The sequence below is a fragment of the Collinsella sp. AF14-35 genome (genome assembly GCF_003464565.1).
In the GTDB taxonomy this organism is placed as follows: domain Bacteria; phylum Actinomycetota; class Coriobacteriia; order Coriobacteriales; family Coriobacteriaceae; genus Collinsella.
Map to the genome: position 1 here is coordinate 1 of NZ_QRZD01000012.1, position 22,430 is coordinate 22,430.

The 22,430-nt window shown below is 61.6% G+C and carries 17 protein-coding genes; 2 read left to right on the forward strand and 15 right to left on the reverse strand.

Features of this window, described 5'->3' with window-relative positions:
- Positions 1 to 205: 205 nt before the first annotated feature.
- From DWW12_RS05260 to DWW12_RS05280, 5 genes are all read right to left on the reverse strand, one after another.
- Positions 206 to 1,636 (reverse strand): 6-phospho-beta-glucosidase, encoded by a 1,431-nt coding sequence (locus tag DWW12_RS05260; RefSeq protein WP_117776403.1) that lies wholly within the window; start codon positions 1,634 to 1,636, stop codon positions 206 to 208.
- Between the two features lie 353 nt (positions 1,637 to 1,989).
- Positions 1,990 to 2,634 (reverse strand): DUF4867 family protein, encoded by a 645-nt coding sequence (locus DWW12_RS05265; RefSeq protein ID WP_117855352.1) that lies wholly within the window; start codon positions 2,632 to 2,634, stop codon positions 1,990 to 1,992.
- 144 nt (positions 2,635 to 2,778) lie between these two features.
- Positions 2,779 to 3,267 (reverse strand): S-ribosylhomocysteine lyase, encoded by a 489-nt coding sequence (locus DWW12_RS05270; RefSeq protein WP_117640520.1) that lies wholly within the window; start codon positions 3,265 to 3,267, stop codon positions 2,779 to 2,781.
- Between the two features lie 103 nt (positions 3,268 to 3,370).
- Complete coding sequence (locus DWW12_RS05275) at positions 3,371 to 4,345, reverse strand: nucleoside hydrolase (RefSeq protein ID WP_117583666.1); 975 nt, start codon at positions 4,343 to 4,345, stop codon at positions 3,371 to 3,373.
- 27 nt (positions 4,346 to 4,372) lie between these two features.
- Positions 4,373 to 5,344, reverse strand: coding sequence for a ribokinase (locus DWW12_RS05280; RefSeq protein WP_117583667.1), 972 nt, complete (start codon positions 5,342 to 5,344; stop codon positions 4,373 to 4,375).
- A gap of 187 nt (positions 5,345 to 5,531) precedes the next feature.
- Here DWW12_RS05280 and DWW12_RS05285 point away from each other — a divergent pair, with 187 nt between their 5' ends.
- Positions 5,532 to 7,748, forward strand: coding sequence for an acyltransferase family protein (locus DWW12_RS05285; protein ID WP_117855354.1), 2,217 nt, complete (start codon positions 5,532 to 5,534; stop codon positions 7,746 to 7,748).
- A gap of 91 nt (positions 7,749 to 7,839) precedes the next feature.
- Here DWW12_RS05285 and DWW12_RS05290 read toward each other — a convergent pair whose 3' ends face one another.
- The 8 genes from DWW12_RS05290 to DWW12_RS05325 all read right to left on the reverse strand — a co-directional run bounded on the left by DWW12_RS05290 (position 7,840) and on the right by DWW12_RS05325 (position 17,069).
- Entirely contained in the window at positions 7,840 to 9,036 is a 1,197-nt protein-coding gene (locus DWW12_RS05290) for an Nramp family divalent metal transporter (protein ID WP_117855390.1), read from the reverse strand.
- A 74-nt stretch (positions 9,037 to 9,110) separates the two neighbouring features.
- Positions 9,111 to 10,955 (reverse strand): magnesium transporter, encoded by a 1,845-nt coding sequence (locus DWW12_RS05295; protein ID WP_117855356.1) that lies wholly within the window; start codon positions 10,953 to 10,955, stop codon positions 9,111 to 9,113.
- 328 nt (positions 10,956 to 11,283) lie between these two features.
- Positions 11,284 to 12,690, reverse strand: a complete 1,407-nt coding sequence (locus tag DWW12_RS05300; RefSeq protein WP_233544236.1) for a polysaccharide deacetylase family protein — start codon at positions 12,688 to 12,690, stop codon at positions 11,284 to 11,286.
- A gap of 72 nt (positions 12,691 to 12,762) precedes the next feature.
- Positions 12,763 to 13,518, reverse strand: coding sequence for a PRC-barrel domain containing protein (locus DWW12_RS05305; protein WP_117716174.1), 756 nt, complete (start codon positions 13,516 to 13,518; stop codon positions 12,763 to 12,765).
- Positions 13,518 to 13,907 carry a YtxH domain-containing protein gene (locus tag DWW12_RS05310; RefSeq protein WP_117716231.1) on the reverse strand — a complete coding sequence of 130 codons (390 nt, stop codon included), beginning with the start codon at positions 13,905 to 13,907 and terminating at the stop codon, positions 13,518 to 13,520. Before DWW12_RS05310 ends, DWW12_RS05305 begins: the two co-directional genes overlap by 1 nt.
- A gap of 136 nt (positions 13,908 to 14,043) precedes the next feature.
- Entirely contained in the window at positions 14,044 to 14,877 is an 834-nt protein-coding gene (locus DWW12_RS10025) for a hypothetical protein (RefSeq protein WP_233544237.1), read from the reverse strand.
- A 24-nt stretch (positions 14,878 to 14,901) separates the two neighbouring features.
- Positions 14,902 to 16,275, reverse strand: coding sequence for a hemolysin family protein (locus tag DWW12_RS05320; protein ID WP_117855357.1), 1,374 nt, complete (start codon positions 16,273 to 16,275; stop codon positions 14,902 to 14,904).
- Positions 16,276 to 16,385: 110 nt separating this feature from the next.
- Positions 16,386 to 17,069 carry a hemolysin III family protein gene (locus DWW12_RS05325; RefSeq protein WP_199570704.1) on the reverse strand — a complete coding sequence of 228 codons (684 nt, stop codon included), beginning with the start codon at positions 17,067 to 17,069 and terminating at the stop codon, positions 16,386 to 16,388.
- 186 nt (positions 17,070 to 17,255) lie between these two features.
- Between DWW12_RS05325 and DWW12_RS05330 the strand changes: the two genes are divergently transcribed.
- Positions 17,256 to 18,221, forward strand: coding sequence for an alpha/beta hydrolase (locus tag DWW12_RS05330; RefSeq protein ID WP_117630021.1), 966 nt, complete (start codon positions 17,256 to 17,258; stop codon positions 18,219 to 18,221).
- Between the two features lie 131 nt (positions 18,222 to 18,352).
- Here DWW12_RS05330 and DWW12_RS05335 read toward each other — a convergent pair whose 3' ends face one another.
- Entirely contained in the window at positions 18,353 to 19,558 is a 1,206-nt protein-coding gene (locus tag DWW12_RS05335) for a DUF362 domain-containing protein (RefSeq protein ID WP_117769774.1), read from the reverse strand.
- Between the two features lie 201 nt (positions 19,559 to 19,759).
- On the reverse strand, positions 19,760 to 22,426 hold the full coding sequence (locus DWW12_RS05340; protein WP_117855359.1) for an ABC transporter permease: 2,667 nt from the start codon (positions 22,424 to 22,426) through the stop codon (positions 19,760 to 19,762).
- Positions 22,427 to 22,430: the final 4 nt, after the last annotated feature.

The window sequence follows — 22,430 nt, forward strand, 5'->3', positions numbered from 1 at the left end:
GGAAACAACCCGCCAGTTTCGAAAGTCGTAATCATCGGGTTTGGTTCACAAGCCTATGTCACTGACCGCGGCGTCCAAGTTGTTCCGCTGGATGTGCTCGCGCCGTAGTGCAATTGCAAGTTTTTACTTCTTTTAACAAGGCACCCGACGGGCATAGGCTGCTCGCCGGGCGCCTTGGTTAGGATGCTATTGCTGTTGAGAACGCCTAGGCCAAATCTTCGCCGTTGGTGGCGATAACCTTCTTGTACCAGTCGAAGCTCTTCTTCTTGGAACGCTTGAGGGTGCCGTTGCCTGCATCGTCGCGGTCCACGTAGATAAAGCCGTAGCGCTTGGACATCTCGCCCGTGCCGGCCGAGACCAGGTCGATCGGACCCCAGGTGGTGTAGCCCAGCAGGTCAACGCCGTCCTCGGTCACCGCATCGCGCATCGCGGCGATATGCTGGCGCAGGTAGTCGATACGGTAGTCGTCGTTGATGGAGCCATCCTCCTCGACAACATCCTTGGCGCCCAGACCGTTCTCGACCACAAACAGCGGCTTCTGATAACGGTCGTACAGGTCGTTGAGGGTGATGCGGAAGCCCAGCGGATCGATGGCCCAGCCCCACTGGCTCTCCTGCAGGTAGGGGTTCTTGGCGCCGGCGAAGGCGTTGCCCTGGGTGCGCTCGACATCGGGGTTATCGGCACCGGCGGAGCAACGGGTGCTGTAATAGCTAAAGCTAATGAAGTCGACGGTGTTGGCGGCCAGGATCTCGCGGTCCTCGTCGGTCATGCCCACATCGATGCCAAGACGCTCGAGCTTCTTGACGGCATAGGCCGGGTAGTAGCCGCGGTTCTGAACGTCGACGAAGAAATAGTTGCTCTGGTTGCCAATCTGCGCCTGGCGCACATCGCCCGGACGGCAGCTGTAGGGGTAGTAGCTACCTGCGGCAAGCATGCAACCGATCTTGACCTCAGGGTCGATCTCATGGGCGATCTTGGTTGCCCAAGCGCTGGCGACGAGCTCGTTGTGGGCGGCCAGGTACTCGACGGCCTCCTTGTTCTCGCCCTCCTCAAAGACCAGACCGGCACCCATAAACGGCAGGTGAAGGATCATGTTGATCTCGTTGAAGGTGAGCCAGTACTTCACCAGGCCCTTGTAGCGGGTGAAGATCGTGGTCGCGAGGTTCTTGTAGAAGTCGATGAGCTTGCGGTTGCGCCAGCCGCCGTACTCCTTGATGAGGTGGACGGGGCAGTCGAAGTGCGTGATGGTCACGAGCGGCTCGATGCCGTGCGCCTGGCACTCGCGGAACACGTCCTCGTAAAAGGCCAGGCCGGCCTCGTTGGGCTCGGCCTCGTCACCGTTGGGGAAGATACGGGTCCAGGCCAGGCTCATGCGGAAGGTCTTAAAGCCCATCTCGGCAAAGAGGGCAATGTCCTCCTTGTAGTGATGGTAGAAATCGATGCCGGTCTGCGCGGGATAGTAATAGCCGTCCTCGAAGTCGAGCATCTTGCGCTGGCCGGAGACCACCGCGTAACGCTCCGGGCCGTGCGGCGCCACATCCACGTTGGCCAGGCCGCGACCGTCAACGTTGTACGCGCCCTCGCACTGGTTGGCAGCCGTCGCGCCGCCCCACAGGAAGTCATTACGGAAAGCCATGCATCGATCCTTTCACACGCTGTTTGTCGTGGCTTCAGTATCCCCGTAAGCAGCGCGCCACTCAACGGCAACGGCGCAGGTCGGCACTTCTTTTCGCGCACAGACGCCCGGCAGCCGCCCCCGTCTGACACTTTTTGATACCTGCCCGCCCAAACCGCCAACCACCACAAAGGGGACAGGCACCTTTGCGGCGGATTGGGCCCGGTTTGTCTCGATCTGTAACAGTTAGGCAGCCAAAACCGGGCCTGGTGTTACAGATCGAGATTTTTCGGGCAGCCCCTTCAGTTTGTCTAAATCTGTAACAGGTAGAGACGATTTAGCCCGCTAGATGTTACAGATCGAGATGGAAGATTCTAGTCGCAGGCGATGTCGAGGTTCTTGCCGACGAGGCCTACGTAGCCGCCTTCGGCTGCTTTGGGGCTGTCGGCGTGGCAGAGGACCCACTTGTCGGCCTTCCAGTAGCAGTAGCTGTCACCGACGGCAGGCATGTCGGTTGCAGCCTCGGGGCGCGGGCCGTTGGTACCCGCCGGCAGCGCCACCATCACCTGGAAGCCACCGTCGTCGACCATGCACGGCGTGTAGTGAAGCGTGGTGTTGAAAACCTCGACGACCTTGCCCGCCGGCACGCGGAACGCCTTGACGCATGCGGTGTCGAGCTTGCCGTCCTCGATCTCCCAGCGATGCGCCACAAGCAGGATAAAGTCGCGAGCGCCCAGGTTGAATTCGCTGGCGCGGTGATACTCCAGACAGTTGAGTTTCGTGTTGTGGCCATTGCACCAGCCGAGCTGGAAGGGACGACCGCCAAACATGAGAAAACCCAGTTTGTCGGCATCCTTGACGCCCTCGAGCTCCGGCGCACTCGCTACGTACTTGCTGCCCTCAGGAATGGGCGTGGCAGAGAGCGCCTCGAGCACGGGCGACGTGAGCTCGGACGGAACGTCATCCCAAACGTTGCCATAGGATTTGAACTCGGGATCGTTAACAGAGTAGATATGCATGTTCGCTCCTGTTCGTAAATGTGACTAAACGAACATTCTAGAACAAACATGAGCGATTTTGAACGCTCGTTCCGACCACTCAACAAAAAGGCGCCCCCGTATAAGCGAAGGCGCCCAATGCGCGCGTTTTAGGCGATATAGCCCTTAGGCCTGCTGATAGTGCAGGTGCTTCTCGTCGATATCGGCCAAGTCGCGGTCGAGGTAGCGGCGCGCGAGCCAGTTTGCCATGGGGAGGTTCTGGTCCAGGTAGTTGCCGCACTCCTCGGGAGCAGCGCCGGGGATATCGCCCTCAAAGCCAGCAACAAACTCGAACAGCTCACGCACGAGCGGCAAGATTTCCTCGCTCGTCAGCTCACCAAAAACGACGAGGTAAAAACCCGTGCGGCAGCCCATGGGACCAAAGTAGACAATGCGGCTCGACCACTCGGCATGGTTGCGAAGGAACGTCGCACCCAGGTGCTCAATGGTGTGGCACTCTGCCGTGTTCATGACCGGCTCCTTGTTGGGCGTGGTCAGGCGCAGATCAAACGTGGTGACGGCAGCGCCGGTCGCCGGATCGCGGTCGATGCGGCTCACATACACGCCGGGCTCGAGCAGCAGATGGTCAACGGAAAAACTTGCGATGCGCTCCATGGCAGTTCCTCTCGGTAGTCAATTTGGGACGGGGCTCTTTTAGCTGGTTCGAATGGTCGCACCAATCATACCAGTCAAAAAAGCCCCGTCCCAAAAAGACAACTTAGCCAAGGACACGGGCCATACGGGCCTTGAACTCGGACAGGAAGCGCGGGGTATCGACGGTCAGCGCCACGAGTGTGCTCTTGTCGGGATCTGCCACGCGGCGCTCATCGCAGATGGTGCGGCCGCGATACTCACCCAGCAAGTCAACACGCAGGTTACAGCCGAGCGCACCCACGAGCGTGGGATCAATCGCCACGGCAACCGCCAGCGGATCGTGCAGCGCGCAGCCGCCCAGGTAGGACGCGTTCATCTCGTACGAACCAATGTAGTGCTCGACCATGCTCGCAAATGCGCAGCCGGCCATGGTTCCCGAACCCGTCCAGCCGGCAATGTCGCGGCGCGTGAGCACCACGCGATGCGTCACGTCCAGGCCCACCATGGTGAGCTTACGGCCCGAGCGCAGCACCGCGTCGGCTGCCTCGGGGTCGCTCGCCATGTTGGCCTCGGCGCCCGCGCTCACGTTACCGGGCACGGTAAGGGCGCCGCCCATCACGACCACGCGGCCGATGGACATCATCGCCGCCGCATCGCGCTCCAGGGCGAGCGCTAGGTTGGAGAGCGGGCCAGTCGCTACGTAGACCAGATCGGGACCATAGGTGCGCGCGGCATCGATCAGATAATCGACCGCAGCGTTGCCGTCGGCCGAGGTCGCCCCCACCGGCTCGTAGGGCGACGCGGGCACGCTCGCGCCGCCGATGCCGTTCTTGCCGTGAATGAGCGCGGTGGACGCCGGCGGCGTATAGGGCTCAGTCGCTTGCAGAGGACGGTCGGCACCCAGGTACACCGGCACCTCGGGACGGCCCAACAGGTCGAGCACCGCCAGGCAGTTGTGCGCCGACTGCTCGACGCGCACGTTGCCAAAGCATGTGGTGATGCCCACGAGCTCCACCTCGGGGCTCGCGATGGCATAGGCAAGCGCCATCGCATCGTCCACACCCATATCCAGATCAAGGATCAGCTTCTTGGTTGCCATTGTTTTACTCCGCTTCTCCGTCTTGTACTAATCGTCTAAACCAAACATGCGCCCAACTTCGGCACGCGTGGGAATCGACTGCTGCGCGCCCAAACGCGACACCGTCACCGCCGAGGCACGGGCGCCGGCGGCCATGCATTCAAAGAGCGGCAGGCCCTCCAGGCGAGCCGCCGCAAGCGCACCAATAAACGTATCGCCCGCGGCCGTCGTATCGACCACCGCGCACGAAAGTGCCGGCATGCGCAGCAGCTCACCGTCATCGCCAAATGCAACTGAGCCGGCACCGCCTAGCGTGATGACCGCAGCCCCGGCGCCCTTGTCGAGCAGCGCATTGAGCGCGGCGACGCAACTCGCATCATCCGTGGGCAGAATGCCCGTCAGCACCTGGCACTCGGTCTCGTTGGGGCAGACCAGGTCGACCGCAGGCCAGACCTCCGCAGGCAGCTCGCAGGCGGGCGCTGGATTAAAGACCGTATAGAACCCCAGCTCGTGAGCGCAAACAAGCGCCTCGGCCGTCGCCACAAGGTCACATTCGCCCTGGGCGATAAAGACGCTTCCGGCAGCCGGGGCAATCTCGCTGGCGTCGCCGTCGAGCTCATGGGCCACCAGACGCCTCAACGCGCAGGCAACGTCCGCGCCCGCAAGCGCATGGTTGGCGCCCGGTGACAGTATGATGCGGTTGTCGCCCTCGCAGCGAATGATAGTCGCGGTGCCGGTCTCCACGTCATCGCGAAGCGCCACGAACTCAACACTCACGCCGGCATCCTGGAGCCCCGCCACAAGCGCATCGCCAAAGGTATCACGTCCAACAGCGCCGATCATGCATGTGCGCGCACCCATGCGCGCGGCGGCAACGGCCTGGTTAGCGCCCTTACCGCCGGCGTTGGTGATAAACCCGCTGCCGCCGACGGTCTCGCCCGCACGCGGCATGCGCTCGCACGCCACCGAAAGGTCCATGTTCATGCTGCCGAACACCGCAATGATGTCGCGATCTGCCATGGAAACCTCCTCATCTGCGGGCCTTATGCCCACCGTCGACCATCGATTGTGCGCCCTCGCACCCCCTATAACTTTAGTTCACTTTGATGTGGACGCACGCTTGAGCTTGCGCCAGCAGCAAGCATTCACAGGAGCAGGCAGCTACAATAAATACGTGCTGATTATTCTCGTCATTGGATGATGTTTTATGGAACAATTCTCGCAATCGGGCTCGCGCGGTCGACGCCGCACAGGCAACGAGCCGGCGCCGCACGAACGCGTGAAGAGCGAACGCCGTACCAACGAGCCGCGACGCACCGCAAGCCCTCATCGCGCTTCTACCAACAACGCGGGCCGCGCCAACACTCCCGCCGCGGAGCAGACGCCTGCTCGCCCCAAGTCCCGCTACATCCCTGCCCTTGACGGCCTACGCACGCTTGCCGTCGTCGCGGTGGTGCTCTATCACCTCAACCTCACGTGGGCGCAGGGCGGTCTGCTCGGCGTCACGATCTTCTTTGTGCTTTCGGGCTATCTGATCACACGCCTGCTACTCAACGAAGTCGCTAAGACCGGCCGCATCGACCTCAAGAGCTTCTGGATTCGCCGCATCCGTCGCCTGGTCCCCGCCGTGGTAACGGTAGTGTTCGTGACCTGCGCGCTGTGCACCATCTTTAACCACGTGATGCTCACCAAGATGCGCCCCGACATCCTGCCGTCGTTGCTGTTCTTCAACAACTGGTGGCAGATTGCCCAAAACGTCTCGTACTTCAATGCTCTGGGCGACCCCTCGCCGCTCACGCACTTTTGGTCGCTTGCCATCGAGGAACAGTTCTACCTGATTTGGCCGCCACTGCTGTTTGCCATGGTATCCATGCATGTGAGCAAGCCCAACACGCGCCGCTTGGTTCTGGGCCTTGCCGCGGCATCTGCCCTCGCCATGATGGTGCTTTACAACCCTGCCGCCGACCCCAGCCGCGTGTACTACGGCACCGACACCCGCGTGTTCTCGCTACTGCTGGGTGCCTGGATGGCCTTTATCCCCGATCGCGACCTGGCGCCAGTGCGTCTCGCTCATCGTTTGGGGCTCAATCGCCTGGCTGGCGCCGCCAAGCACGACAAGAACGCCGAGGGCAAACCTAGCGAGAAGGCCGACGAATCAGCCGAGACCGCCCCGGCACAGCCGAGCGCCCTCGTGCGCTTTTGGTCCTCGCCCACATCCATCGATGTGTTGGGCGTCGTGGGTCTGGTTGGCCTTGCCGCCATGGTCGCGCTCACCAACGGCTACACCGCGTTCCAGTATCGCGGCGGCACGCTGCTGTGCTCGGTCCTCACGCTCATGGTCATCGCGGCCTGCGTGCAGCCCCAGGGAATGGTTGCCCGCGCGCTGTCCGCCGAGCCGCTCGTGTGGGTTGGCAAGCGCTCGTACAGCATCTACCTGTGGCACTATCCCCTGCTGTTGCTCATGAACCCGGTCGCCAACATCAACGATACACCGTGGTGGCAGTACATCTTGCAGGTACTTGTGGTGGTCGCCGTGGCCGAATGCTCATATCGCTTTATCGAAACGCCGTTTAGAAAGGGCGCCTTTGAGCGCACCGTATCCGAGTTCCGCGACGGCACCGCCACGCCCGCCAACTGGGCACGCGCGCACGTCCCTGTCTGCGCAACCTGCGCTGTCGTGTTGGTCGTTGCACTGGGCGGCCTGATCTTTGTGCCGGAGACCTCCGCACTGAGCGGTGAGGGCGCCGAAGTCCTCAACAAGGAAGCCAAAAACACCGCGCCCGCCGACCAGCAGGCGGCCGACGACACCGACAAGGACAACGACGGCTTCCCCGATGGCTCCTACGATTTGCTTATGATCGGTGACTCCGTGTCGCTGCGCGCCGTTGATTCCTTTGACGGCGTGTTCCCGCACAGCCATATCGATGCCGAAAAGGGCCGCCAGTTTGATGCGGGCCGCGCGACATTTGAGGGCTATCTCCAACAGAACCTTGCCGGCAAGATCGTGGTCTTTGCGCTGGGCACCAACGGCTTGGTAACGGACGCCCAGGTCGACGCGATCATGGCCGACGCCGGCGAGCAGCGTACTGTCGTGTTTGTAAACACGCGTAGCCCGCAGCCGTGGGTCGGGTCCACGAACCAGGCCATCGCCAACGCCGCCACGCGCTACAAGAATGTACGCGTTGTCGACTGGTACGGGTACAGCGCCAACCGCAACGACCTGTTCGACGGCGACGGCACGCACCTGTCGACTACCGGCGTGACCGAGTACCTCAACCTGATCCACGATGCGGTCAAGAAAGACCTGCCCGTGCACCCCGAGGACCACGTCAACGATCCGCAGCCGGCAGCCGTCAAATCCGCCGCCGACGCACTCGTCAATGCCCTCGCCTACAAGCCACACAAGCTGGGCACCGACAAGTAGCACGCAGCCAAATCTGTGTACACCCGCAGCAACCAACCAAAAATCGCTCTTTTCGAGCCGGCTCCGAGAGGCCATGGGCAAAAAAGAGGCGCTAAGCGCCGTAGCCCATCGCTTGCAGCACAAACATGACGACCGTCAGCACCGTAATCACGGCGATAGTCGCCCACGTGAGCACGTTCCACACGCGGCCGTTGCGGTTGGCGCCCATAATGTGACGGTCGGCGGCGATAACCACTTGGAACACCAGAACCACGGGCAGTAGCACGCCATTGATGACCTGCGAGGTCATCATAATCTGGAACAGATCGACGCCGGGCATAAGCACCAGCACGGCAGAGATACCGATGATGGCCGTAATGATGCCGCGATAGACCGGGGCCTCGTCCCAGCTGCGGTCGGCACCGCGCTCCCAGCCAAATGCCTCGCAGATAGCGCTCGACGTAACGCCCGGTAGCACGCAAGCAGCCAAGAAGCTCGCCGCGACCAGGCCCGAGGCAAACAGCACCGTGGACCACTGACCCGCAATAGGCTCCAGCGCGCGGGCAGCATCGGCAGCATCGCTAATCTGAATACCCGCCGGGAACAGCACCGTACCGGTCGTGATGATAATAAAGCCCGCAATGATATCAGCAGCGATCGAGCCGCTCACGGTATCAATACGCTGCAGCACGATGTCGTCCTCGCCCGCATTCTTATCGACCACGTTATTCTGCGCCAAGAAAATCATCCACGGCGCGATGGTGGTACCGATCGTTGCGACCACGAGCGACACGTAGCTGGGGTCATTTTGAATGTTAGGCACGACCAGGTCGACCGCGACCTCACCCCAGTTGGGGCCAGCCATAAACGCGGCGACAATATAGGTCACGAAGACGCAGCTTACCAACAGCAGAATCTTCTCGATGCGCTGGAAACTACCCGACATGGTAAGCATCCACACCAGCAGCGCCACCAACGGCACCGAGATGCTCGCCGGCACGCCAAAGAGAGCAAGGCCGCTGGCGATACCCGCAAACTCCGAAATGGTCACAGCCGTGTTGGCGATCAACAGCGCCGCCATAGCAAGTACACTCTTGCGCACGCCAAAGCGCTCGCGAATGAGCGATGCCAGGCCCTTGCCCGTGACGCAGCCGCAGCGCGCCGCGGTCTCCTGCGTCACGATGAGCAGCACGGTCATGACGGGAAGCATCCAGAGCATCTTGTAGCCATAGCTGGCGCCCGCGCTGGAATACGTTGCAATGCCGCCGGCGTCATTGCCCGAAAGCGCCGCCAGCAGACCGGGACCCATAGCGCCAAAGATGGCCGCGATGGTCAACTTTTGCTTGGTGCCCGACTTTTGCTTGGTATTTTGCACGCGACCACCTAACCCATGACCGACATGGTGAGCAGCACCGCAGCGGCACAGTACGCTACGCACGAGATCATGACGGCAATAACGTTCATGGCGGTGCCCGACGTATTGAGGTCGTGCTCGTCACGCCAGAACAGCACCATCAGGTAAATCACGGCGCTCATGTTGCCAATCAGACAGACGATGGCCGCGATGTTAAAGCACCCGGTAAAGAGTTGCTCCTCAAACATGGACGCATCGGGGAACGCAGCGGTGCGCACCAGCTGGGCGCACAGGTAGGTCACGAGTGACAGAATCAGGCCCATACCCGTGCTCTGGAAGAAGAACCCCAGATACGGCTTGGGTTCGTCGTCGTGACCGTCATACTCCAGGAAGTAGTTCTTGACGAACGACACCATGCGCGAGGCCGCCAGCAGCACGAGCGGCATGGCGCACATGGGGAACACCACCAGATGCGCGGAGCCGAGCGCCGTTCCCAGCACGGTCGCCATGATGCACGACGCGATGCCCCATACAACAACCCAGTATTGGCGATGCACGAACCAGCTGAGCACATTCGTCGAGTCGTCGGACGCGCTATCGCCCGAGCCGACACCGGCGATCTGCAGGTCCTCCTGATGCTCCTCGGCGATAACGTCCATGGCGTCGTCGAAGGTCACGATACCCAAGATGTGGCGGTTCTCGTCACAGACGGGGATAGCGACCAGGTCATACTTGGTCATCTCGTCCGTTACGTCTTCCTGGTCCTCGTCGGGCGACACATAGACCAGGTCGCGATAGGCCAGCTGACCCAACGTGGCGTCGCGGTCGGCTACGATCAGCGTGCGCAGCGAAAGCACGCCGGTCAGCATGCCGCTCGGATCCTCGGTATAGACGTAGTAGACGCTCTCGAAGTCCTCGTCGAGCTCGCGAATCGCCTCGATGGCGTCACCGACCGTTGCCGTGGCGGGCAGGGAAACAAACTCCGAGGTCATGATGCGGCCGGCGGTGTTGTCCTCATACCCCAGCAGGTTACGAATCGCCTTCTCCTCCTTGACGCCCATCAGGCGCAGGAGCTTCTCGGCCTTCTCGTAATCGAGCTCGTCGATCAGGTCGGCTGCATCGTCCGGGTCCATCATGGCCAGCATCGACGATGCGTCCGTATCGGACAGGCCCTCGAGCATCTCGGTCATAAGCTCGTCGTCATCGAACTCCGAGATGGCCTCGGCGGCCTGGGCAGTATCGAGCTGTGCAAACACCTGCGCACGTAGGCGCGGGTCGAGCTGCTCGATAATGTCGGCGATGTCGGCAGGGTGCAGCTCGCCGAGCGTCTTGTGCGACACCGAGAGCTGGATATTCTTGGTCGAGCGGTCGAGCAGGTCCATGTAGGACCAGGCGATGATATCCTCGCTCAACGGCTTGCCCAGGTGCTTCATAAAGCCCTCGGCAACATGCTCGAGCGTGGGGCTGATCGCGCGCAGCAAGCCGCGGGCGCCAACCTCGGCACCCAGCAGACGCAGCTGATTTTCGCCCGACATGGAAAACTTGATGTCGTTTACGCGCACGACCTTCATGCCCTGCGTGTCGACGATCTGCTTGTTGAGCACGTCGCGTGCGAGCAAGAGCTCGGTCGGCTGCAGGTACGAAAAACGGATTTCGGTGGCCGACGCCTTAAGGTACACGCCCGTCTCGTCGATACGGTCGACCCATTTGCGCCAGCTGATCATAAACGGCGTCTTGCCGGGACCGCGGAACGCGAGCGACGTCACGTGTGGAAAAACTTCGCCGGTAGCAATACCAAAATCGTTGACCACGCCGAGCTTTTCGCCGTCGACGTCCAAGACCGGCAATTTGAGCATCTCACTCAGATAATTCAATGGTGCTCCCCATCATTATTCCTCCGGACGCGGCCGCGCGTGCGGCGTCCGGGGGCTTCTGGATATGTATACGCATGCGCGGGCGGCACGCCGCTCGACGCTTACACCCCGTGCATGCGCAAAAAGCACCTGCATGGGGTCATCGACTGTATGGTCGAGGTTTGGATTTCACCTGTAACCTTTCTCTTGACCCTCATTAACCGCAGTAACTATAGCATCAGCATCGCCTTGCGGCATCGAATTTATGCGCTGCACATTGCAGGCATACCAAACGCTGACGTATCCGTGACATAGCCATTGGGGACGTTCTTAAACGACTACCCAATGGCTACTCTGTGGTGTCATCGTCCTCGGCAAGTTGGGGGAACACGGCATCCTTGGGCATGGAAACCTTGGTGAGCGAGGTGAGCTTTTTGCTCAATGCCGTGTCCGTCTTAACCAGGTCGCTGAGCGTCACGATCTTGTAGCCGTCGGCGACAAGGCCATCGATAATCTGCGGCAGCGCCTCGAGCGTCTGCTCGGCGCATTCGTCTCTATCGGTGAGCAGCACGATATTGCCCGGCGTCACCGAATCGAGCACCGTCGAGACCTGCTCGTCGGCACCGTTGAGCAGCCAGTCGCCCGAGTCAATATTCCACGAGACCACGGCGGAGACCAGGTCCATCGCATCAATCCAGTTTTGCTCGTCAAAGGCAGCGTAGGGAGCACGCAGCAGCATCGTCTTCACGCCGGTCGCCGACTTAATCGCATCGGTGCCTTTCGTGATCTGTTCGCGTACCGCCTCACGGTCCTGACCCTTGAGCGAATCGTCGCTGTAGCTGTTGGATCCGATCTCGCACCCGGCATCGACAATCGCCTTGGCCGTGGCAGGCGATGCCTCGGCCGCATCGCCCGACAGGAAGAACGTCGCGGTGACGCCCTTTTCCTTGAGTACCTGCAAGATCTGCTTGGTAGCGCTGCTCGGACCCTCGTCAAACGTCAGCGCCACGTACTTTTTGTTGCCCTTGGGCGCCACGCTGGCGCACGCAACGACGCAATCGGTGGCGGGCACGACCTCGCCGCGGTCCTGTGTCTTGCCCGATTGCTCGCCGACCCACACCTCGGAGCGGCCCTGGACACCCCACGTCTGCACATACTCGATAGCGCCCGTACCCTCGACCTTGAGCTTGGGCTCGATAACCGTAGCCTGAACCTCGTGCTTCTCGTAGGTGTTACGGCCATCCTTGACCGTCACCTTCTCGCCGCCCTCAAGTTCGCGGCTATCCCATTTGCCCTGCTTCACGCGCTTGCCGTCGACCTTCACCGACAGCTTTTCGCCCCCATGGCGCTTGAGCACGCTGTCATCGACGGCCAGCAGGTCGCCTGCGTCGTAGGTGTCAGTCAACTCCTGGTCGTCGATGAGATTCTGCAGCGTAGAGCCCACACGCACCGCTGTCTTCTGGCCGTTGAGCTCCACGTCCACACTGCGGTTGACGTAGCCCACGACGGCAGCGATAAACAGCACGAGCGCGCAACCCACGGCGATGAGCGCGTAGGGCAGGCGAGACGAACGACGGGGTGTGCGGCTGTTGCCGATGCGCGCGCTGCGATCGCTAAAGCCGCGGCTATGGTTGAGATACATCGCGCCGGGCTTACGGTGACGGCGGCGCTGACCGCTGGGCAGCTGCCCCAGGTCGCGGCGCGCCGTCGGACGCGCACCCGAACGCCCGTTTAAGTTGGATCCGTTTTGGCGCATGTGCCCTCCCCCATAAACACAGCAAGCCGGAGCAACAGGTCTCCGGCTTGCCTCCCATCATTTGGTACGTCGCTATTTTGTAGCTTTTGACGAGCCTCCGCTCGCCTTTTGGTATTCGTCCTTAAAGGCCTTGAACATACCGCGCGTCTTGCCGAGCTGCTTGCCCAGTGCGCGGCTGCCCTTGTCCACGGCGACCGATCCCTTGTCATCGAGCACCTTGGCGCCCTTTTTGACCTTGTCGCCCACCACGACGCTGGCCTCGGCGGCCTTGGCAGCCGCACCGCCCGAATACCCGAGCGACTTGACCTCGTCCGAGACGACCATCGCGCCGTTCTCGTAGCCGCGCAGCATCGTCGGCGGCACCTGCGTGTCACCAACCAAAACACTCGAAGCAGCGCCGGCGGTCACATAGAATGCCTGCACGATGCCCGAGCGCGGCTTGAACTCAACGTCCGAGCAATAGCCCACGACGTCGCCCGATTCCGTGCGCACGTCCATACCGACCCAGATGATGCAATCGTCCAGGTTGATGTCGAGGCGCTTGGCCGCAGCGGTATCGTAGGTGCCCTTGACGTCGTCAACCGCGATGGCGCCCTCGTAGACACCAATGGCGTCGAGCGCTACGAATCGGTCGGGACGCTCGATCATGCCCGCGATATCGGACTGGCGGACCATAAAGCCGACCACGCGCGTACCGCCCGGGGTAAAGACCGGAAAGTGAATCTTTCCGAGCTTTTTAGGGCTGCGCGGCGTGCCGTCCTTTTTGGTGCGCTTGTCCTCGGCAGGCTTGCGATAGATCTTGGCGCCGACAAAATCCCCGGCGCGCATTATGCCTCGGTCGAGGGCTCCGCAGCCTCGGCATCAGCCTCGACGGCGTTCTCGACCATGACGTCGGCGGCAGGCGTCACGTTGCCACCCGAAATGGCGTCGTTGAGCTGCTCGCGCAGCTGGTCCATGCGCTCGCGGGCCAGGTCGACCTTGGCGCGCAGGTCGTCGGTCTTGGCGTCGACCATCGGGCCAAAGTCATTCACCGCAGCACGGGCCTCCTCGGCGCTGTGCTCGTAGGTGTCGCGCATATTGTCCCAGGCGTCGTTGGCGATATCGGCAGCCATGGCGCGGGTCTCGGCGCCCGAGCGCGGGGCCAGAGCAACACCGATAATAGCGCCGGCAGCGGCACCAAAAAGTGCGCCGGAGACAAAGCTGAAAGTCTTACCCATGATCATTCCTCTCCTGCGGGCACGTCGGTGCCCACCGTTTGAATGCTGTCCATTATACCCGCAGCGCATCACTTGCCGCTCCGCTCATCTGCGTACGGCAAAGGCGCAGGTACGTGATGGTGATAAACGCGTAGGCCTACTCCTGAGGCATAGCCGGCATGGCCACCGTGGCACCCGGGTCCTCGCCGGCGCCGTCCACGAGTGGCAGGCCGCCCTCATGCGCAGGTCCTGCCGGAACCGTCGCCGCACCGCCAAAGACGGCAGCGGAGGCCTCGTGGTTCTCGGCAACCGCGCCCTCGGTATCAATCGCCACCTGGGGCTCGTCGTCAAAGTTGGGGACGCCCTGGGGCTCGGTGGGAACGGGCTCGGCGGTCGCATCGGCAACGGGCTCGGCGTCGACCGGCACATCGCCCTCGTCAGCGCCCTCGTCCTCGGCAGCATCTTCGCCGTTCGCAGCAGCGACGGCCTCGTGAGGATCCTTGCCCTCGGCCTCGGCGCGCATGCCCAGCACCAGGTTGCGCAGGCCCGCGACCGTGCCTTCCACGTCGGGGGCAGGCTGGTCGACGTGCAGGTACGCCCAGTCCATCATAAAGGTGGCCGACGACAGCGCACCGATGGCCAGTGCGTCGTCGGGACACGAAAGCTCGACCTCAAAGACACGCTCGTCATGCTCGCTTACGCGCGTGCGGCCGCACGAGATGCTACCGGCAAGACCGGTCTCGTTCATGAGCTCGACCGTCACGTGCTCCAGCAGGTGGCAGAGCTCGGTCTGACCCATGCAGTCCTGGAACTCGCGGCCGGAATCGCCCAGGCACAGGTGCTTGGCAATCGCCGGTACCAGGTAGTACACGCGCGCCGTGGCCTCGATGTCCTCCGAGGTCATGAGCGGCATGCCGGGGTTCACCAGCACATGCGCACAGATCTTGTCCTCGCTGACGGTGACCTTAAGGATGTTGAACAGGCCTGCCATAACTCTCCCCTACTCTTCCTTGTCCTACTCGTCGCCATCGTGCGGATCCACAGAGCCCGCACCCGACGCCGCCGGCTTCTCTGCCGAAGACTCGGAATCCTTCTTATCGGTTTCGGCCGGAGCGATCACGCGAATGAGCGAGATGCGCTGGCCACGCATCGACTGCACTTTAAACTTGTACCCCGCGACCTCAAACACCTCTCCGATGTCGGGCACCGAGTCGCAAAGCTCCAAAATCCAGCCGGCGATGGTCTCATAATCATCGCTTTCCTCGAGCGGCCAACCAAGCTCAATCGCGTCATCGCACGAAAAACGCCCATCGACGAGCCACTCGCGGCGCGAAAGGCGCGTGAGGTACTTGTTGTCGGGGTCGAACTCGTCCTCGATCTCGCCCACGATCTCCTCGACGATGTCCTCGATGGTGATGATGCCGGCCGTGCCGCCGTACTCATCCACGACGACCACGATCTGGTCGTGCGAGGTCTGCATCTCGGACAGCAGCGGCAGGATGTCCTTGGTGTCGGGCACAAAGGTGGCGTCGCGCAAAAAGCCGGCGATGGGCTGGTCGCCCTTGCCGTCGAGCGCGGGCTGGATCAGGTCCTTGATGTGCGCGATGCCCGCGACGTTGTCGGGGTCCTCGTGATAGACGGGGATGCGGCTGAAGCCGGTCTGGCGCATGGTGGATAGCACGCTGGCGACCGTCTCGTCGTCCTCGCACATGGTGGTGTCCACGCGCGGCACCATGACCTCGCGGGCAACGGTGTCGCCCAGGTCAAAGATCTCGTGGATCATGCGCTTTTCCTCGTCGAGCAGGTCGTCCTGCTCCGAGACCATGTACTTGATCTCTTCTTCCGAGACGTTCTGACGGTCGTCGGCACTCTTGATACGCAAGATGCGGGCCAGGCCATCGGAGCAAGCGCCAGTCAGCCACACGAGCGGACGGGCGATCTTCTGGAACACGGAAAGCGGGCCCACGACCTGCTTGGACACGCCCTCGGCATTGGCCAGGCCGATGCGCTTGGGGACGAGCTCGCCGATCACGATGGACACGAAGGCGACCGCGACGGTGATGATGACCGGCGCCAGGCCGCGCGCGATGGCGGAGAGCGGCGCGATGCCAAAGCTCATGAGCCACGTGGCAAGCGGGTCGGACAGGCTCGTCGAGGCGACGGCGGACGAGGCGAAGCCCACGAGCGTGATGGCGACCTGGATGGTGGCGAGCAGCTGGTCGGAGTCGGCGGCCAGCTTAATGGCACGCTCGGCGCGCTTGTCGCCTTCCTCGGCCTCATGCTCCAGCACGGCGCGCTTGGCCGTGGTGAGCGCCATCTCGGACATAGAGAAGTAGCCGTTGATGAGGGTCAAAACGAGGGTAGTGATAAGGGAGATGGTTATGTCCATCGGGAGTTTCTCGAACCTCCAAGATTCGGGACGTCAGGTCAAAACGTTGACGACGGATACGGCAATTGCACCGGCGCCCAAACGAGGACGCGGGCGCGCAGGCGCGGTCGCTAGATTACGAAGAGAATCACCGCCATGAACTGGAAGATGCTGCCGGCGAGCACCAACAAGTGGAAAACACTGTGCAGATAGCGCACGTTTTTGGCGATATAGAACGGCACGCCCACGGTGTAGCACACGCCGCCGACGGCGAGCAGGGCAAGCGCCACGGGGTTCAGCAGCGCCACGAGTGCGGGCAGTTTAAAGACAACGAGCCAGCCCATCAGCAGATAGACCAGGCCGCTTACCCAGTGCGGCTGGCGCTCGCGCAAAAAACACTCGAGGGCGATCCCGACGATGGCGATGGCCCATACGGCAAAAAACAGCACGGGACCACCGTCGTTTGCCAGCGTAATGAGGCAAAACGGCGTATAGCTGCCGGCTATGAGCAGGTAGATGCAGCTGTGGTCGATGATGCGGAACACGCGCTTGGCGCGCGCGGGTTGAATCGCATGGTAGAGCGTGGAGGCTAGGTACTCGAGGATGATGCTGACGCCATAGACAATTGCCGCGGCCATGTGGGCCGGGCCACCGCCGCGCAGGGCAGCGAATACGATCAGGAGCACCAGGCCCGCGATACCCAGCAGACAGCCGACACCATGGGTGACGGAGTTCATGATCTCCTCGCCCACCGTGTAGTGCGGAACGGCCGCGGCCTTGGGTCGCGGCTTGGAACTGTCGCTCGAATCGGACATGCCGGTTACATCCTCCAACGTAAAGAGTTCTCAACACTATATCAAAGCGTCTGGGTGCGTGCGAAATTTGCACCATACGTGACCCTTTGTTTACCCATTCTTTGCCTGTTGACGCATCAACGGTGAACGTCCATAATGCGCTTGCATTAAATGTTGATGTATTAACATCTTATAGGAAAGCTTCTTATGTCTCAAAACGCACGTTCCCATCGAAAGCTCAAGATAGCCGGCGTCGTTGCGCTGGTGGTTGTCATTGCGCTGCTCGGATTTGCCGGCAACTTTCTGTTTGACTTCGCGCTGAATCCCCGCGCGCCATACACCATGAAGATGATGCAGGACGGCAAGGACGGCAAAGAAAGTGAGCAGCCGGATGCCGAGGGAACCGAGGCGCGGGCGTGGTTTAAAGAGAATCGCGAGAGCAGCAGCCTCACCGCAGATGACGGGACCGAGCTTGCCGCCTGGTATTTTGCTGCGTCGGAGAGCACGCACGACTACGCCGTCTGCCTGCATGGATATACCAACGAGCCCATCGGTATGGCCCGATACGTCAAGCGATTCCACGACCGCGGCATGAACGTACTCGCACCCGCCGCCCGCGCCCACGAGCGTTCCGGCGGTGACTACATCGGCATGGGCTGGCCCGAGCGACTCGATGTCGTCGCGTGGATCGGGCGGATTGTTGCGGCCGATCCCAAGGCGCGCATCCTGGTCTTTGGCGAGTCGATGGGCGCGGCGACTGCCATGAACGTAGCGGGGGAATCTCTGCCCGCAAATGTGAAATGCATTATCGAGGACTGCGGCTATACAAGCGTTTGGGACGAGTTTTCCCTGCAGCTCAAGGATGTATTTGGCCTGCCCAGTTTTCCCTTGCTCGATGTAGCAAACTTGGTGTGCAACGTGCGCGCGGGCTACGACTTTCATAAGGCGAGCAGTGTGGAGCAACTCAAACACGCGACGGTTCCCATGTTGTTCATCCACGGCGACCAGGACACCTTTGTGCCGTACGACATGCTCGACCAAAACTACGACGTGTGCGCCAGCAAGGTCAAGCAAAAGCTCACCATCCATGGCGCCACCCACGCCAAGAGCGCGCAAGTTGACCCCGAGCTCTACTGGAATACGGTCGACGAGTTCCTCGACAAGAATTTTTAAGCAAATAGTACGGTTTACTGGTCTATCTGGCCCCTAGCACTTCCAAAAAGCCGCCCGTGGGCGCTGTGCTCACGGGCGGTTTTTACTAACGTTGCGCTACAAAAGCGCTTGATATGTCCAATAGCTAGGCGCTATTTGACCTCGATGAGCTCGTACTCGCTCGTGCCCAGGCCGATCTTCTCGGCATGCGCGATGCACGCGCGCCAGTCGGTGTCGGGATGCGTGATGCAGAAGGGATCCTTGGCCTGCTCGCCCTCCAGATGCTCGTGATTATGCTCCATCTTGGCCGCGCTGTCGGTAAGCTCGGTGTTAGGCAGCGGCTCGGACGCCAGGACGGCGTCGGCGCAGGCCTGGTCGATGGCGACCGGGTCGAAGCTCGCGAACATGCCGATGTCGTTGACGATGGGCGTGTCATTCTCGGGATGGCAGTCGCAGTTGGGGCTGATGTCCATGGCGAGCGAGATGTGGAAGCTCGGGCGGCCGTCGACGATGGCCTTGGTGTACTCAGCGATCTTGTAGTTGAGTACGTCGGCCGCGGCATCATAGTCGGGCTTGATGCAGTCCTGGTTGCACGCCGCAATGCAGCGTCCGCAGCCCACGCAGCGATCGTGGTCGATGGCAGCCACATGAACCGTGCGAGTGCTGCCGTTGGCAAGCTCGCGCTCACGCGTACCGTCAAACGTGATGGCGCTGTGCGCGCATATCTTCTCGCAGGCACGGCAGCCAACGCAGTTGGTGGTATCGACGCTCGGCTTGCCAGCGGCGTGCTGCTCCATCTTGCCGGCACGGCTACCGCCGCCCATACCCAGGTTCTTCATGGCGCCGCCAAAGCCGGCCTGCTCATGGCCCTTAAAGTGGGTGAGGCTAATCACGATGTCGGCGTCCATGAGTGCCTGGCCGATCTTTGCCTCGCGCACGTACTCGCCGCCCTCGACCGGAACGAGCGCCTCGTCGGTGCCCTTGAGGCCGTCGGCGATGATGATCTGGCAACCCGTGGCATACGGGGTAAAGCCGTTCTGGTAGGCGGTGTCGATGTGCTCGAGCGCGTTTTTGCGGCTGCCCACATAGAGCGTGTTGCAGTCGGTGAGGAAGGGTTTGCCGCCCAGCTCCTTCACGACGTCTGCGACGGCGCGGGCGTAGTTTGGGCGCAGAAAGCTCAGGTTACCCAGCTCGCCAAAGTGAATCTTGATAGCGACGAACTTGTTCTCGAAGTCGATCTGCTCAATGCCGGCGCGGCGAATGAGGCGTTTGAGTTTGTCGAGCTGGCTCTCGCGAGCATGCGTGCGCAGGTTGGTGAAGTACACCTTTGCCGGTGCTGCGGGTGCGGTTGCGGTCATAGATCTATCCCCTCGGTCTATATGGCGTTACAGACATAGAGGATGGTACCCGTTGAAGTGGGGTTGAAGTCAAGCGCAACGCCGAGTCGCTAGGAACTCATTGGGGACAGACTTAAATGAGTGCTTGCCGCCCGGCCAGCGAGCCGGCGATCCGGCAAAGACTGTCCCCAACGACTAGTCGTTTAAGAACGTCCCCAATGACTACTCCTGCACCTTGAGGGCTTCGGCCAGGCTGACGCGCTTGATAGAGCGCGTGTGCAGCAGCGCCACGACCAGGTAGGTCGCAAAGCCGATGCCGATGCATGCAGCCATGGACCAAGCGGGCACGTAGATCTCGATATTGCCGTTGTAGGCGAGCAGCATCGAGCGGAAGATGGCCGTGAGCGAGCCAATAATGACCGGCAGGCTCAGCACGAGCGACGCCGCCACGCACAGCGTGATCGAGCGGATGTACAGATGCGAGATCTCGCTATCGCGATAGCCAAAGACTTTCATGTAGCTGATCGAACGGGCGCTGTGGTCGATCACCGCTTTGGTCAGCAGGTACATAAACAGCAGGAAGATAAACACCGCGAGCCCGACCATCATGCCGATCATTTTGCTCATCATGCCGATGAACTGGTCACCCACGGCGCGCATGTCGTCGGGCGTGGTGTCGCCGGCAAAGTAGCGCGCGTCGAGGTCGAGCTTCTCGTCGCTCACATAGCCGTTAAAGTAGGCGGCGTCGTTGTCGAACAGCTCGTTAAATTCGTCGATACTCATATAGATGTTCATGTCCGACTTGGAGCCCCAGGCACAGTCCTTGCCCGCGTACTCAAAGGAATAATGCTCACCCTCGTACTTGTCGCTGAGCGTGACCTTCTGGCCCTCGCTCCAGCCAAACTTATCGAGCAGACCGCCGCCAAAGACGACGCGGCCATCGCCGATGTTGAGGCCCTTCCAGTAGCGCGAATCGGACGAGATGCCGTAGACAGAAATCGTCTCCTCGCCATTGCCGTCGCCACGGTCGTACTGCAGCTGGTGAACGGCATATTTCTCGGCCTGCGCGATTGCGCCCGCGCCGTTGTCGGTCGTATTGACCGGGTGGATATCGTCGTTGTCAGTGTCGATCTTAGAGGCCTTGTCGATCAGATCGATGGCCTCATCGCGGTTGCAGCCGAGGGCATCGGCAAGATCGTCAAGGCGCGCGTAGAGCGCATCCTTCTTGTCCTGGACCTTGGCAAGCGCATCCTGCGCTGCGGTCAGGCTCTCGGCAGACGGAGATGCGGTCGCGGCATCGGCTGCCGTCTGCGCCGCATCGGCCGCGCCGTCAAGCTCGTCATCGGCATCCTGGGCGGCAGAAAGCAGCGCGCCGTCAACCGACTGCAAGCGCTCGAGTGCCGACCACTGCTCGCGCTCCTCGGTAGTGCCCTCGAGCTCCAGCGGCGCCTTGAGTGTGTACTGATGCTCGGCGACCAGGCTCGTCTCGAGGTTGTCGGCGTAGTGCGTCATCGTGGGCAAAATCGCCAGGCCAAAGAGCAGCAGCAGCGAGGCGAATGCAATGCCCACGAAGAGCGTGGCGAAGTTGCCCAGGTTGCGCAGGAAGACGCGCAGGCGGAAGCGCGAGACAAAGCCCATGCACTCCGGCAGCTGCAGGCCGCGCTTGGTGCCCGATTTGCCGCTCGCCTCGTGACGAAGGAACTGCAACGGCGTCTTGCCCATCTTGCGAAGCAGGCCCACCAGCGTGATGAGGATGAGCGCAGCGGCGGGGACCACGGCACACTTCACGAAGATCTCCCAGCTCCAGTACACCTGGAAGGGCGGCAGGCTGTACGAGCCGTAGTAGAGACCGCGCATGGGCTCGGTAAAGAACGCAACGCCGAGCGCGGTTCCCAAAAGTGCCGCGAGCACGCCCACGATGGCGGGAAGTGCCAGGTAATGCAGCACGATCTCGCGACGGCGATAGCCGCTGGCGAGCAGCGTGCCGATAATGGCGCTCTCCTCCTCGATGGTGGCGTCGGTAAGGACCACAAAGACAAACGCCATGATCACGATGATAATGTCGAGCAGCGTCATCCACATCATGGAGTCGCCGTCGACGTCGTCGCGCGCATAGCCAATGCCCTGATTGGAATCGGCATCGATCAGATCGTCCACGCGCGCATCGGCATCGGCCAGCGCCTCGACCATATCCTGCTCCGTATCGATGCGATCCGCGGTGGGGAGGTCGCGATCGGTAAAGGTAAAGGAGTAGGTGTAGGCAGGCGCGCCGCCGGCGTCCTCAAGCGCGGCAAAGCCGGCGTCGGTGACCTCGGCCACGCCGTACGTGATGGTGTTCACCGTAAAGTCCGAATTGTCGAGGAACAACGCCTGGCTATCGGGCTGGGTCATGATGCCGCAGATGGTGTAGGTGCGGCCCTCAAGCTCGACCTTATCGCCCACGGCGAGGTCGTTGTTGGTGGCGAAGACACGGTCGATTGCCACTTCATCGTCCGTCTTGGGCTGCCTGCCTTCGCAGTAGGACGCAATGTCAACCTTGGTGCGATGCGCGTAGGTGCGCAGGGTGCGCTTGGTGCCGTCGTCGCCAGCCGCCTTTTTGATGATGACGTCGATAGAGAAGTTCTTGTAGAACGTAACGCCGCCGACGTCGCCGGCTGCATCCTCGGCGGCCTTGAGCTGGTCTTTGGTAGCCTCGAAGGAGGTGGTCACGCGGCCGTCCTCGATCGTGTACTCGTCGCGCATGTCGTCGATGAGGCAGCCGATGGAATGCGCCGCGAGCAAAAAGCCCGAGGTAAGGGCGATGCTTCCGCACATAAGCAAAAAGATGCCCAGGTACTTGCCGATATTGCGGCGCAGCTCGCGCGGGAGACGTTTTGCGAGAGGTGTCATGGCG